The sequence below is a fragment of the Paenibacillus sp. Negev47 genome, assembly GCF_058313655.1.
This window is the reverse complement of the sequence record NZ_CM177754.1, coordinates 3182419-3198282: the sequence shown is the minus strand read 5'-3', so window position 1 is coordinate 3198282 and position 15864 is coordinate 3182419. Positions and strand designations below refer to the sequence as shown.

Sequence of the window (15864 nt, the reverse complement as noted above, 5' to 3'; positions counted from 1 at the left end):
TTGATGCGCTTGTAAGGAGGTGCTCAGACTGAGCGATTCCGTTGTTTTTATGTTCTCTGGACAAGGATCGCAGTATCCGCGGATGGGGAAGGAGCTGTTTGAGCAGGATGCATTGTTCAGGGAAACGATGCTCACTCTGGATCAAACGGTTTTGGAATGCGGGGGCGAGTCCATCGTCCAGTATATGTACGGCGAATCGTCGACCGATGAGGACCGCTTCGAACGTACGATTTTGTCGCATCCCGCCATCTATATGGTCGAATATGCACTTGCCCAATCGTTGTTGACTCGTGGTGTGATACCTGATTACGTCCTCGGCAACAGCCTTGGGGAATTTGCCGCCGCTGCCATTGCGGGCGTATTCAGTGTACAAGATGGCTTGCGCTGTGTTATGAAGCAGGCAATACGATTCGAGCAACATTGCCCTTCTGGTGCGATGTTAGCGATATTGGGAGATGCATCTTTATATCCGCAACTCCCGGAAATTGAATATTGTACCTTGGTGTCCGTCAATTATGACGGGCATTTTGTTATTTCCGGACCGGGGCATGCACTGACAAAAGCACAGGAGTGGCTCACATCGCATGCTGTGCTAAGTCAGATGCTCCCGGTTTCTTTTGCCTATCATTCTCAATGGATTGATAGGGCAGAGACAGCATACACAGAGGATTTGCAGGCATTTACATTTGCCGCCCCTCATATACCGTTAATCTCCTGTATGACTGGAGGGAAGGCTGCCCGAATTGCACAAAATCACTTCTGGCAGGTTGCACGAAAACCAATTCTCTTTCGCGAAGCAATACAAAAGCTTGAATCTGCCGGACCGCATCACTATATCGATATCAGTCCGGGCGGTACGCTTGCAGGTTTTGTGAAGCGGCTTGCAGACAAACGATCTTCATCAGCGGCGGTCGTATTATTATCTCCCTTTTACAGGGATAAGGAACAATTGGAGAGCGTGGCCAGGCAATATCAACAGCCGTCCATGAACATTCAGAGGGGAGAGCAGAGCATGAGGGCTTATGTATTTCCAGGGCAAGGCTCGCAGTTCAAGGGCATGGGGCACGACGTTTGGAATCATTATCCGGACTTGGTCCGCACCGCAGATGAAATATTGGGATATTCCATACGAGAGCTGTGTCTTGAGGACCCCGGAGACCGACTCAAACGAACGGAATACACCCAGCCGGCCCTGTACACCGTCAATGCCCTGATGTACTACAGGGAACTTGAGCAACAGGGGAAGCCGGACTATGCTGCGGGACACAGTTTGGGTGAATTTAATGCGTTACTGGCTGCAGGCGTGTTTGATTTTGCAACCGGACTACGTATCGTCCAGTTCCGCGGTGAATTAATGGGAAGGTCAGAGGGCGGTGGGATGGCTGCTGTGATTGGGCTGCAGGCGGATGAGGTGGGTAAGATTCTTGCGCAGCATGGCCTTGACCATTTGGATATCGCCAATATGAACAGTCCCAGTCAGATCGTTATTTCGGGTCCGCAGGACTTGCTAGTCCAGGCGAAATCTGTGTTTGAGCAGGAAGGTGCATCCAATTACGTCATCTTGAATGTGAGCGGCGCATTTCACTCCAGATATATGGAAGCAGCCAAGCAGCAATTTGCTGCATATCTCAAGCAATTTCAGTTTGCTGCCCCGACGCTATCCGTTATTTCCAATGTTGGGGCAAGACCCTATACAGTCGATCATCTCCAACACAACATGGTGGAGCAGTTGACGTCCTCTGTGCAATGGACCGATACCATTCGATATCTGATGGGAAAAGGGGTTAACGACATTGTACAGATAGGACCCGGGACGGCTCTAAGCAAACTCGTAAAGGCTGTCCAGGCTCAGACTCAGCCACTTTTTGTGGAGAAATTATCTGTCGAACCGCCTGCGGCTTCACCCGCAGTGATAAAGGACGGACCGAAGGATGAATCATTGCGAGTGTCTGAGACCGCTGCCCATCCGTTCAGCAGTTCGCGGCGTTTCCGATCTGAACGGATGGGCAGCGCTGAATTCAGGCAGGATTATGGTGCCAGGCTGGCGTACGTTGCGGGAGGCATGTTTGGCGGCATTTCATCTGTGGCGATGATCACAACACTTGCAAAAGCTGGTATGGTCGGCTTTCTCGGAACAGGCGGACTGCGCGTTGAAGAGGTGGAAGAGGCGGTGATGTCCATCCGCCAAGAATTGCCTGTCCAACATTGCTGGGGATTAAATGTGCTTCATGATCCTCTCCACCCTCAGCGCGAGGAAGAGATGATCGAGTTAATGCTTAGATTGGGCCTGAACAAGATCGAAGCAAAAGGATTTCTGGGCATGACTCCAGCACTTGTCCACTATCGGGTCAAAGGAATCTATCGCAGATCCGATGGTACTGTGGCTTCATCTCATCTTCTTCTCGCCAAATGCTCTCGTCCAGAGGTGGCAGAGCTGTTTATGAGTCCACCTCCGCAACATATGCTGGACCAATTACTGGCTGAAGGACGCATTTCCGCTGAACAGGCCCAATGGGCGCGGCAATTGCCGATGGCGGATGACATCTGTGCAGAAGCCGACTGTGCCGGATATACCGATGGTGCAGTATCTATGACCCTGCTGCCTGCCATGCTGTCCCTGCGCAATCAGATGATGAAAAAACACGGCTACGCCAAAGCAATCCGGGTCGGTGCAGCTGGAGGTATTGGTACACCCCAAGCGGCTGCGGCAGTATTCGTCATGGGGGCGGACTTTATTCTGACCGGCTCAATTAATCAATGTACAGTCGAAGCCAATACTAGCCAACTCGTAAAGGAACTGCTTCAGCAAATCAACGTCCAGGATACCGGATATGCGCCCGCAGCAGGCATGTTTGAACTGGGAGGCAAGGTACAGGTGCTGAAGAAAGGGGTTTATTTTCCTGCACGTGCTAACAAATTACATGAGCTGTATCGCCAGTATGACAGCATCGACGAGATTGATGAGAAAACAAAAACAAGGCTTCAGGAGCAGTATTTCAAAAGGAGCTTTGACACCATTTACGCGGAGATGGAATCCGCTCTTACGACCCAAGAGAAAGCACTTGCTGAACGTAGTCCCAAGGCCAGAATGGCCGTTATCTTCAAATGGTATCTGGAGCACTCCGCCAAACTGGCGCTTCAGGGGGATGAGAATCATCAGCACAGGGTGAACTTTCAGGTATATTGCGGTCCGGCACTCGGTGCTTTTAATCAGTGGGTACGAGGAACAACACTTGAATCCTGGACACAGCGCCATGTGCACCTGATCGGAGAGAAATTAATGGAAGAAACAGCCCAACTGCTTAACGAAAGCCTGCTTCAACAGGTATAAAACGGTCCAGCACCATTAGATGAGCAGTGAAACAAGCCAATAAGGAGGAATCGAATGGATATTGAAAGTGAAGTGCTTATCGTGGGGGCGGGTATTGCAGGCGTGGCGCTGGCACTTGCCATGGGCAGAAAAGGTCGACAGGTAGTGTTGATTGAACGCTCAAAACAATTTCCCAACATTCCAAAAGGCGACTTTCTTCAGCCGGTAACGATTGATCTGTTGGACAAGCTTGGTGTTCTTCCTGAAGTAACCAAACACTGCGCTCATGTAGCACGGGTAAACTACGGCACGCTTGGGGGTGTCAACTGTTTTACGGGCAGCTATGAAGAAATGGACATGCCTGTGCGTTATGCGCTGAACGGGGACCATCACCACATTCATCAAAGCCTGTTTAATTCCATTGAGGAAATGCCCAATGTACGCTTCTACCCCGGCATGAACGCAGGCAAACTGTTGTTCACCGATCATTATGTGAGCGGAATCGAAGCAGATTCGGCGGGCAAAACAGTACGCATCGGCAGCAAAATCCTTGTCGGGTCAGACGGCATCAAGTCCAAAATTCGTGATCAGCTGGGGCTTAAATATCACCTTTATCCCTATGAGGAAAAGATGGCAAAAATGTTTGCTTTTACTTTTCACGATGTCACAAAAACCAGGGAAGAGGCCAGCTTTTTCTTTGGCGAAGGTGTAAGCTGCGGAGTCTTTCCTTTGCCCGGCCAAAGGCTGCGGATCTACCTCGCTTTGCGAAAGGATATATGGCAGCGCATCCGGGAGGACGGTATCGAGTCGTTGCGCGGCATGCTGCTGTCCCTGTGTCCGCACTTGCAGCAAGAAATATCGCAGATCATGGATTTCAAACAGGTTCAGTCCATTCCGGCCTATTATCTGCATACCGAAAAATGGGCGATTAACGGCGCCGTTCTGCTAGGAGATGCATGCCATGCTCTAAGTCCGGCACTGGGACAGGGAATGAATCTGGCGATTCAGGGTGCTGTCGAACTGTCGAATACGTTGGAAGAAGCGCTCATTACCGATAACTGCTCGGAAAGTCAGCTTCGCCTGTATGAGAAAAAAAGAAGAAAATATGTGCGTCTCATCCAGCGCAACAGCACAGCTCATACCTATTGCTGGTTTGTGAAGAACCGTGCTTTTGTAACGCTTCGCAATGCTGCTTTTCGTCGAATCGGCAAGTGTCCCAATCTGCTGAAGGAACAAATGCTTACTACTTCGGGATACAGTGACAAACCGCCGTCATTCTCACACATGCTGCGCTTTGCGGGACTTATGAAGCCTTGATGAAAGGTCAGTATGCGGATACAAAAGGAGAGGAGACATTCAGATGGGAAGCAAAAGGACGGAAATTGCCGTTGTGGGTATGGCCTGCCGTTTCCCGGGAGCCAGCGGATATGATTCATTTTGGGAAAACCTGATTCAAGGCCGCAATTCCATCTCCGAGATTCCCCCGGAACGCTGGGACTTGGAGCAGTTTTATTCGCCAAACTTGAATGACGCAGGCAAAACCTCAAGCAAATGGTGCGGGGTGGTGGAAGGAGCATATGATTTTGACCACAGCTTTTTTAACATTTCCCCGCGCGAGGCTGCGAGCATGGACCCACAGCAGCGTTTGCTCCTCGAAGATACATGGCATTGCATCGAGGATTCGGGCATTTCTCTGTCGGAGCTTCAGCAGAAGGTGACAGCTGTTTATACCGGGGTGATGACAGCGGGTTATTTGCAGCAAATGGAAGCCTCGCAGGCAGACAGTTATGCCTGTCTTGGCAATTATGAGAGCTTGCTTGCGAACCGGATATCCTACGCGTTTAATTTCAGTGGAATGAGCCTGCCGATTAATGCGGCCTGCGCTTCCTCACTCGTGGCTATTCACGAGGCGAGACGCGCCCTGATTCTGGGAGAATGTGATTATGCCTTGGCTTCTGCCGTAAATTTGAATCTTGACCCGCTCAAATATGTTTCCTTTTCCCAATCAAGAATGTTAAGCCCAACAGGGCAGTGCAAAACATTTGACCAGAGCGCGGACGGATACGTCCCGGGAGACGGGGTCGCTGTATTGCTTCTGCAGCGATTGGAGGAAGCCGTTGAGCAAGGGAATACGGTTTATGGCATCATTAAAGGCTCTGCTGTCAACCACACGGGGAAAAGTATATCCATTACGGCACCTCGCATGGAGGCACAGCGTGATGTCATTTTAGCTGCGTGGAAGGCTGCGGATATCGATCCTCGCACCATTACCTATATCGAAGCACACGGGACTGGTACCTCGCTAGGGGACCCGATTGAGGTCGAGGCGTTAACCCAGGCATTTCGGCACTATACCCCGGATCGGTCATTCTGTAAGATCGGATCGGTTAAAACGAACATCGGTCATCTGGAGAGTGCAGCGGGCATAGCTGGTCTTATTAAAGTGATGATGATGATGAAACATCGGAAAATTCCGGCCACTCTTCATGTGAAAACGCTGAATCCGATGATTCCTTTTTCGCGTACCCCCCTGGAGGTTGCACGAAAACAAGAGACTTGGCACAGTCGGGAACAGGGGCAGCCTTTGCGTGCAGGGATCAGTTCATTCGGTTTCGGAGGTGTAAACGCCCACGTTGTGGTTGAACACTACGAACCTGCTCCCAAACCACATGTTCCCTCCAAGCTATCCGTCCAGCAGGATTCCAGAGAGCCATCCCGATTATTTCTGCTGTCTGCCAAGTCGGAAGCAAGCTTGCAGGAGCATGTCGCAGATTGGCAGCAGTGGTTCGACAGGCATTCCAATACAGAAGATACTCTACGGGCCATCAGCCTGTCGCTGCTTAAAGGCAGAGAGCATTTCAAATATCGATTTGGCGGATGGGTTAACACCCAGGAAGAGCTCGGGACATTGCTGAATTCCGACTGTTACGGCAGCATGCAAATTGGAGCATCCGCAGGGTATCTGAACATTCAGAGTCCCACATGGGAGGGATACGCCCAATTGAAATGCTCTGGACATACGTCTCAGTTATTACTGCGTAAGGCGGAAAGGCAAATCGAGGCAGCATTAAAAGCAAACGGCATGAGGGAAGAATGGGAAGACTTGATGGCAGGATATTATCAGGATACGTGGCATGAAGACCGGCGAGAGCTGTATTGTTTTATAGCTGGATATGTTCATGCTGCTTCCTTGATTCAACTGGGTTTTGCCCCTCGGTGGGTTCAGGGAACAGGAATTGGCATGCTGATTGCATGGGTCATTGGAGGTCACATTTCTGTTGAAGATATGATCTCCGTTCTGCTCAAGCAGAAGCGTGCCGAAGACGTGAGACTGTGCAGCCCCATATGGCCTGTCATGCAAGAGGGAAGCTCCTCCCCAATCATGCCCTTTGCTTTTGATGATTCCTATGTACATGATTTGATTCAATCTGTACGGATCGTGGAGGAACAGGCTTACGACGGGTTCCGAGACGAATTGATGAATCGTGCGCTTCGTTTATACACGCATCAGTATACGTTCAGGAACTACATAAATGAATGGAATGACGAATGGCAGAAGAGCACGGGAACAACCATGCCATGGCAGTTGCAACCAACGCCCAACAGCAGCAGTACAAGCGAATCTTCCCGTTCCATGTCGGCTGTGTTATGCATTGCAGTCATGGATGCGCTACGCAGGGTAAAACGAAAGTGGCAGCTTCAGGTATCTGAAGAGTCAGACATTCCGGCTGTACAGGAGCTGCTTGATCTTCTGGCAGATAAGGTTATTACCCGGAGAGACATTATCGAGATGTTGTTGCACGAGACAGGGGAACATCATGATCTTTCACGGATCACAGCGCAGTTGAACCAGAATTCCGGACTCATGCTGCCAGAACGCGCATACACACTTATTCGTCAGCACCAACAGCGGACAGGTGGAAAGGACAACGCAGTCCAATTTCTACATGACTTCCTTCAATCCAGTAGTGAAAATGAAAAGGATCGTAAGATACCTCAACCTCATTCAGAAAAAGCCACAGATTGGATGAAGCAGACCGGACAAGAAGCAGAGGAAGTGACCTTGGAATTACCATTTCACGAAAATGTACTGCGATTATGGCTGTCCGGCATGGAGCTCGATATGCGTCAGCTGGCGGAAGAGGAGCCTTACCAGAAAGTACGGTTGCCACGTTATGCATTTCAAAGAAAAACATTCCGTTGGTCTGCCAACTTTGGTAGAAATGCGAAGGATTCCTTCCAAGAAACGGAAAGCAAAAAAGAACATGATCGGCTTCATCCAATGCTTCACCGCAACCTTTCGGGTAATCAGGACACAAGATTCTGTTCGGACTTTACAGGGCATGAATTCTTTCTCAACGATCATCGGGTTCGAGGACAACGGGTACTTCCAGGTGTGGCTTATCTGGAGATGGCCCGCATGGCTTTTCACAGTGTAAACCAATCGCCTTCATCCTCCTTTGAAGCGTTCCAGATTAAGAATGCAGCCTGGACAAGTCCGATTTTCGTGGATGATCGTCCGGTTGAGGTATCCGTTCGACTACATTACGAAGACACGGAACGGGGAATTCTGCGATATGAGATCAGTACGGAAGGAAGCGAATCCCCAAATCGTCTAAGCTGCGGAACAGGCCGCGTCGCCTTGAAATCGTTGGCCCCTGTTGATCGTCTTGATATTTCGTCTCTGATTGCAGCAATGCGAGAGGAGAGTTTGTTGGATCATGAGACCATCTATGGCTGCTTGCGAGAACAAGGGCTGGAATATGGACCAGGTCATCAGGCGATTGAGCGAATGTACATCAGTTCGGGTCAGGCTCTGGCACATCTGAACATCCCTTCCCATATAGAGCATACATTGGGCGATTATGCGCTGCATCCTAGCCTGATGGATGGGGCTTTGCAGACAGCGATGTTGTTGCTTGACGATAACGCCACCCTTCAGGATCAAGCGAAGGGAACGAATCTTCCTTTTTATATGGAAGAAATGGATTGCTTGTTACCGTGTACAGCGGAGATGTGGGTTCATGTGCGTTTCAGTGATGGTGGTCCAATGGGAGGCAATGTGGCGAGGCTGGACATGGATCTAATGGACGCTGAAGGAACCGTCTGTGTCCGGATTCGGAATTACATGTGCCGCAGCATGCCGGGAGAGACGAGGCAGCAGCAAGTGATGCAGGATGCGGAGCGGGTAACGATCACGAGGGATTTGCACGAAGATTTTCCACCTGGTACAGAGTTGTTGGCTCCTGTGTGGAGCGTGCTTCCATCGGAGAAAGACAGCAGGATTTCTTTCGAGAGCCTCAGAACGGCCCTCATTGTTGCAGAGACAGTAGAGATGAGCGGATACCTTGATGAGGTTAGACAGCACTATCCGGGAGCTTCGTTGATATTGTTGAAGCCTGGCGAAACTGTGGAGCAAACGGCCCAAAGACTGGAAAACTGCGGACAGTTTGACCATCTGGTGTGGGTCTCGGGGTTAGGCAACGCAGAAGGGAAGGATGCCCGCTCGATCACTCAGAGCCAGCAGGAAGGCGTGATTATTGTATTCAGTTTGGTCAAAAGTCTATTGCAGCTAGGGTATGACAGAATCCCTCTCCAATGGACCGTAGTTACTTTTAGTGCCATAGCCATTCATGCGCAGGATGAAGTGCATCCGCTCCATGCAAGCATACATGGCTTTCTCGGTTCTTTGGCCAAAGAATACAAAAACTGGACGTTCCGAGTCGTTGATCTGGATTTTGCAGATCGAAGTCTGCCATCGCTGAGCGGCATACCCATTGTGCCTGAGAATACTTGGAGCAATCTGACTGTCTATCGGGCCAAACAGTGGCATCGCTGCGAGTTGCTGCCTGTTAAGCTGCCCTCCATCCAGCAATCGGCTTATCGTCGCTGCGGCGTATATGTCGTTATAGGCGGTGCTGGCGGATTGGGTAAAGTTTGGAGCGAGTATATGATTAGTCGCTACAACGCTCAGATCATTTGGATCGGACGAACACCACTCAACCCCGATATTGCAAAAGAGCAGAAAAGGCTTGCTTTAACTGGTCCGGCTCCAGAATATATATCAGCAGATGCAGGCAGTCCTGAGGCCTTGCATGAGGCTTACAGGTTAATCAAACAACGCCATGGAGCAATTCATGGTGTTATTCATGCTGCCATTGCACTGAGAGACAGCAGTGTAATGAAAATGGACTTGTCACAATTCAATGAAGGATTATATGCAAAAGTCAACGTATGCGCGGGAATGCTCGAGGTCTTTGAGAAGGAACCCCTTGATTTTATGCTGTTTTTCTCCTCCATCAATGCGTTTGCCACACCTGCCGGGCAAAGCAATTATACGGCCGGGTGTACATTCAAGGACTCATTCGCCCAGTGGCTTCATCGTCGTCTTCAATACCCTGTTAAAACCATTAATTGGGGGTATTGGGGAAGCACCGGAACGGTGGCTTCTCCAGCTTATCGTGAGCGGATGGCCAAACAGGGCATTGGCTCGATTGAGCCTCCCGAAGCGATGACTGCGCTAGAACTGCTTCTGGCCAGTTCACTTCCTCAACTGGGACTGGTCAAAATCATTGGTGAGGCAAAGCCATACGCGATCAGCGAGCAAGAATTCATGACAGTATATTAGGCATGAAACGTGTAATCCAACAGGAGGGCGAAATCATGCAAGATAATGAGCGGTTATCCTTACAGCACAAGCTGTGGAATTCATTAAACCAGATACTGATGCATGTGTTGATTGTTCAGATGGAACAGCTTGGAGATGTTAGAACGATGGCAGGAACTTCGCACTGTTCTTATCCTGGTGTGCTTCCTGCATACCAACGATGGATGGACCACACGCTTCGTATTCTTCAGCGTAACCCGGAACTCGGTGAATTCGAAAGTACCAACATTTGGTCTGATTGGGAGGAGCACAAGGAGCGCTGGATTACGCAGCCGGGAATGAGAGCAAGGGTGGAGCTCGCTGACGTGATGATCCGGGCGCTGCCCGACATTGTTACAGGCAAACAGTCCGCAACAGAGATCATGTTTCCGGGTGGCTCCATGTCAAGAGTGGAGGGAATATACAAGCAAAATTCAATTGCAGATTATTTCAATGCACTGCTTGCAGATGAAGCCATCGAGCTGATCAGGGATTTCCCCGGGCATGGCAATCGCAAGATCCGCATTCTTGAAATTGGCGCGGGAACTGGAGGAACAAGCTCCATGCTGTTTCAAAAGTTCGAGCCCTACCGTGAACTTATTCAAGAATACTGTTACACGGACGTCTCCAAATCTTTTCTGCAGCATGCAAGGAAACAATATGGGCCGTATTACCCCTACCTTACGTATAGTCTGCTCAATATTGAAGAGCCCTTGCATTCTCAGGGAATTGAAGCGGGACGATATGACCTGGTTGTGGCTACCAATGTACTGCACGCCACACGTCAGATCCGCCATACTTTGCGCAATGCCAAAGCGCTGTTGACCTTGAAAGGTAAACTGCTAATCAACGAAATTATTGAGGATTCCCTGTTTAACCACGTCACGTTTGGCTTGCTGACCGGGTGGTGGCTGTTCGAAGACGAACAGGTGCGTATTCCCGGCACGCCGCTGCTGCATCCGGATCAGTGGAAAGCGGCACTGGAGCTGGAGGGTTACTTTGACGTACAATTTCCGGCATCTACCGCCGAAGGACTGGGCCAGCAAATTATAAGAGCAGCAAGTGACGGAATGGTCCGGCAGAAACACACCTTTTCATCAGCGGCTCAGATGCTGCCCACAGCTGGAAGGCAAGAGCCTTTACAGCCACAAGAGACTATTACAGTTCAAGAACTAGAACCAGCCTTAAACGCGTTAACCCCGAAAGAGCCTGCTGTAGATGACAGGGAATTAAAACAAACATGCATGATGTATTTAAAAAATATGATCGGTGCCATTCTGGATGTAGAACCAGAGCAGATCGATCCCGCTGAAGCTCTAGAAATGTATGGGCTGGATTCGATTCTCATCATTCAGTTAACTGAGCAGCTAAATAAGGAAATGGGAGAGCATGTGAGCAGCGTGCTCTTTTTTGAATATACAACCCTTGACGCACTGGTCAACCATTTTGTGGAAAAGCGCAGGTTTGAACTGATCTCGATGCTCGGGTTAACGGAATCGATAACAGAGCCTGAACTGAATATTGGTGAATTTTCGGCAGAAGCTGCCACTCACCTAACTGATAGTTACAAGCAGCAACGACCATCTGAGGCAACAGGTGAAGTAGCCATCATCGGGCTTGCCGGGCGTTACGCTCAGGCTGATGATATGGCTGAATTTTGGAACAATTTGATGCAGGGCAAAAATTGCATTACTGAAATACCTTCGCAACGTTGGGATTGGAGAACCCACTATCATTCAGAGAAAGGACAAAAAGGAACGTCTTATAGCAAGTGGGGAGGATTTATTCGTGGTATCTATCACTTTGATCCGTTGTTCTTCCATATTTCTCCTAAAGAGGCCGAACAAATGGACCCTCAGGAGCGGCAGTTCCTGCAAACGGTCTATGTTGCCATCGAAGATGCAGGCTATACGCCTCAGGCTCTTGCCGATGCGGGTACAGTCGGTGTATACGCAGGCGTAATGAATGGCAACTATCCTACGGGAGCTTCCTTTTGGTCCATAGCTAATCGGGTATCCTACACGTTTAATTTCACGGGGCCAAGTCTGGCCGTGGATACTGCATGCTCTTCCTCCTTGACGGCCATTCACCTGGCAATGGAAAGTCTGCGCAACGGCACCTGCGACCTAGCCATCGCAGGCGGTGTGAATCTGATCGTTGACCCGGTTCATTATGTCAGGTTGTCCGAAAAAGTCATGCTGTCTCCAGACAACGAGTGCAGTCCTTTTGGAGAGGGAGCCAACGGTTTTGTGGACGGGGAAGGTGTTGGTGCATTACTGCTCAAGCCGCTTCATCTGGCGGAGGCCGACGGGGATTTTATTTACGGCATCCTTAAAGGAAGCATGATTAATGCAGCGGGTAGAACAAAAGGGTACACCGTGCCCAATCCCGGCCAGCAGGCAAAGGTGATCAGCGAAGCCATCTCACGATCTGGAGTAGATGCCCGGACCATCAGTTATATTGAGGCACATGGCACTGGCACTGCACTGGGTGACCCGATTGAAATCGAAGGCTTGCGCAGGGCATTTGAGAAACATACAGCGGATAGACAATTTTGTGCAATCGGCTCGGTGAAGTCGAACATCGGCCATGCCGAGAGTGCAGCCGGCATCGCCGGGGTCAGCAAAATATTGTTGCAAATGCGTCACGGCTGCCTGGTGCCTTCACTGCATGCAGAGAGCAGCAACCCGAATATCCGGTTCAGTCAAACCCCATTTCACGTTCAGCAGCACATGACTCCATGGATTCGTCCCGTACTGGATACACCTGAAGGCATGCGCGAATATCCACGGATTGCGGGTATCTCCTCATTCGGGGCAGGCGGCGCCAATGCTCATGTCATTCTTGAAGAATATAGGATGGATAACAAGGTGGACCAGAAATCGGTGATGGTAGGGGATTCCGATGCACCGGTAATGATCGTTCTATCCGCAAAAACCGAAGATCGCCTCAGGATAAAGGTGAGACAGCTTGCGCAAGCCGTTCAGGACAACGCTTATACGGACTTACATCTCGCAAGGATCGCCTACACCCTGCAAACCGGAAGAGAAGAGATGGAATGCAGATGCGCTTTCACGGCGTATACCATCAAGGAGATGCTAGGCAAATTGCAGGCGTATCTCAAGGGGGAAACGGCACATGAACAGATATTCACCGGAGAGATCGATCTTGCACGGAATGACAATCGACTTGTAGACGATGACGATATGCAGGAACTGGCAGCCAGCTGGATGAGCAAACGAAAAACGGTTCGGCTTCTGGAGCAATGGGTTCGGGGAATGAAGCTGGATTGGCAGCAGTGGTATGGAACGGCTAAACCACGGCGAATCAGCCTGCCGGGATACCCTTTTGCGGAAGAACATTACATGATACCTTCTTTATCCTCCTCATCGGGGAATGAAGGTTTTGAAACCACGAACGCAGTAGCGCCAAGCCAGACAGAATGGCTGCATCCGCTGCTGCATAAAAACACCAGTTATTTGGGCAGTCAGCGGTTTAGCTCACGTTTTACCGGAAAAGAATCATTTCTGCGTGATCATCAAGTAAGAGGAGTGAGCATATTACCCGGAGCGGCTCATCTGGAGATGGTTGCAGCAGCTCTGCGGCATTCCCTGCCGCCCGAAGAACATAACAGACAGCAAAACGGCAACGAACATATTCGTCTGCATGATCTGGTATGGCTGAATCCAGCTTCTGTAGAGGATCAGCTGTTGTCTGTACATCTTGAATTGCAGGCCGAGCGACACCAGCAGGGATACCGATTTGAAATTACGAGCAATGCGAAAGCGGAGGCTCCATCTGTATTATGCAGCCAAGGATTTGTTTCCCTAATCCGCTCCACAGGGGACACGCCTCTATTCCAACCTGCTGATTGGCATGAGCGTCATGGCAACAAGATTGTTCCATCTGAGAAAGGTTATCGATTTTTTTCTCGTATAGGTCTGGTTTATGGAAGCACTCACCGCTGTATCTCACATTTATATACAGGACAGCACAGCGTTATGGCACGATTAGTCATGCCCATGACGGGTACAGAAAGCCTGGAGGAATACGGACTCCACCCATCCATGCTAGATTCAGCTTTTCAGGCATGTCTTGCACTTGCTATGGATATGAGCCAGGAAGAAGAAGGTCTTTCGTCTGAGCCTTGGCTGCCATATGCACTGCAACAAGCGGAGATTTACAGACCATGTTCTTCTGTGATGTGGGTAGAAGTCCGTTATACCGCGGGCAGTGGTCCTGGGAATTCCATGCCTCGTTATGACCTCACGCTCTATAGTGAGGATGGATTGATTTGCGCGAAGTTTGAAGGTTTGGCGTTACGGAAGTGGTCTGCAGCGCCCCAATCCCAGCAGGATTGGACCGGAGAGGAAGCTGCCTTGACTAACCAGTTCGGGGATCATTTAAATAATCTGCATGCACTGGAGCCCTGGACACGAGATCTGACCATGTCGGCGGCAGCGGCAACAGCCGAAAATGATGCTAAATTGGCTGTTCTTACAACAGTGTGGGCCCCATTAGAGCAGCAATCAGTAAATGAAGGCATTCCCAACACTGAGGTGTATCCGACGGAAAGACTTCTAATTCTCTGCGAAAATGCCGACATGAACATCCGTTTCCCGAGAGACGATGCTTTTCGGCAGATTGTCTTTCCGAGACAGCCATCTGTGGCACAGATGGTGGATATGCTTGCGGCCGAAGGAGATTGCGATCATATGATCTGGCTTTGTCGCCCTGGACCGTCCGAGAATCGCATGACAGAAACAATCAGGGAAGAACAGGAAAGCTTCGTACCCGAACTTACTCGTTTCTTCAGGTTTGTCAAAAGCCTTCTGCACCTGGGATACGGCTCCAGAAGTCTTCACCTCACAGTCATTACAACGAATGCTCAAGCGCTTTCCTTCGATGATACCATCGACCCGGACCAGGCAGCTATTCATGGGTTGACGGGTTCACTTGCTAAGGAATATGCCCATTGGGCCATTCGCGTCATTGATATGAATGGGGGCGAAATTCTCCCAATGGATGCTATTGAAGATATGACCCCGGACCCCCACGGAAACGCATATGTGTGGAGGGATCAGGAATGGTATCGTCAGGAATTAGTGCCTGTAGAATACGATTCCGTTCCACTAGCCGCTTATCGGCAGGGAGGGGTCTATTTGGTTATTGGCGGAGCCGGAGGAATTGGCGAAGTCTGGACACGTTATATGATTGCGACCTACAACGCCCAGGTGATCTGGCTAGGAAGAAGCCCCATGAGTCCCGAGATTCGCCGTGAAATCGAACAGTTGGGCCTATTGGGGCCGGAGCCTCTTTATATCCAGGCAGACGCTTCGCTCCCCGGTCGTCTGGAACAGGCTTATGAGTCTGTCATAAAGCGGTTTGGACAGGTGAATGGAATAATCCACTCTGCACTAGTGTTGTCTGACAGAAGCCTGGCGCGTATGGATGAGGAGACTTTCAACAACGTGCTGTCTGCCAAAGTTCAAATTAGTGAACAAGTGAATGCATTAATAAGTCGGCTTCGGAAGCAACCCGATTTTGTCTTGTTTTTCTCTTCGCTGAACTCCTTGATGAAACTGCCAGGTCAGGGCAACTATGTAGCTGCCTGCTGTTATGCCGATGCCCTGGCCTCGCAGATGAACAGGAAATGGCCTGGACGGATTAAAGTGGTCAACTGGGGATATTGGGGCAGCGTCGGTTCGGTCGTATCTGAGCAGGTAAGGCAAAGCATGCATCAGAAAGGCATTGGTTCTATCGAAGCTGAGGAAGCCCATCCCATTCTGGAATGGCTAATGTCAGGTTCCCTGCAACAGGCCGTCATACTCAAGATGACCCGCAAACCCGAAATGCTTGTATTAAATGAAAAACAAATGTTAACGGTATATCGTTAGATCAAGTGCAC

At 50.0% G+C, this 15864-nt stretch carries 4 protein-coding genes; all 4 read left to right on the top strand.

Annotated elements, in window-relative coordinates:
* The first annotated feature begins 49 nt into the window (after positions 1-49).
* From fabD to AC4G47_RS14380, 4 genes are read left to right on the top strand one after another with little or no spacing between them, the layout of a single operon-like run.
* Positions 50-3331, top strand: coding sequence for an ACP S-malonyltransferase (gene fabD / locus AC4G47_RS14395; protein ID WP_491106709.1), 3282 nt, complete (start codon positions 50-52; stop codon positions 3329-3331).
* 54 nt (positions 3332-3385) lie between these two features.
* The gene (locus tag AC4G47_RS14390; protein ID WP_491106480.1) at positions 3386-4627 is read left to right on the top strand and encodes an FAD-dependent oxidoreductase; all 1242 of its coding nucleotides are present in this window, start codon (positions 3386-3388) and stop codon (positions 4625-4627) included.
* A gap of 43 nt (positions 4628-4670) precedes the next feature.
* On the top strand, positions 4671-9938 hold the full coding sequence (locus tag AC4G47_RS14385) for an SDR family NAD(P)-dependent oxidoreductase (RefSeq protein WP_491106479.1): 5268 nt from the start codon (positions 4671-4673) through the stop codon (positions 9936-9938).
* 35 nt (positions 9939-9973) lie between these two features.
* Positions 9974-15853 (top strand): SDR family NAD(P)-dependent oxidoreductase, encoded by a 5880-nt coding sequence (locus AC4G47_RS14380; RefSeq protein WP_491106478.1) that lies wholly within the window; start codon positions 9974-9976, stop codon positions 15851-15853.
* The last annotated feature ends 11 nt before the right edge of the window (positions 15854-15864 follow it).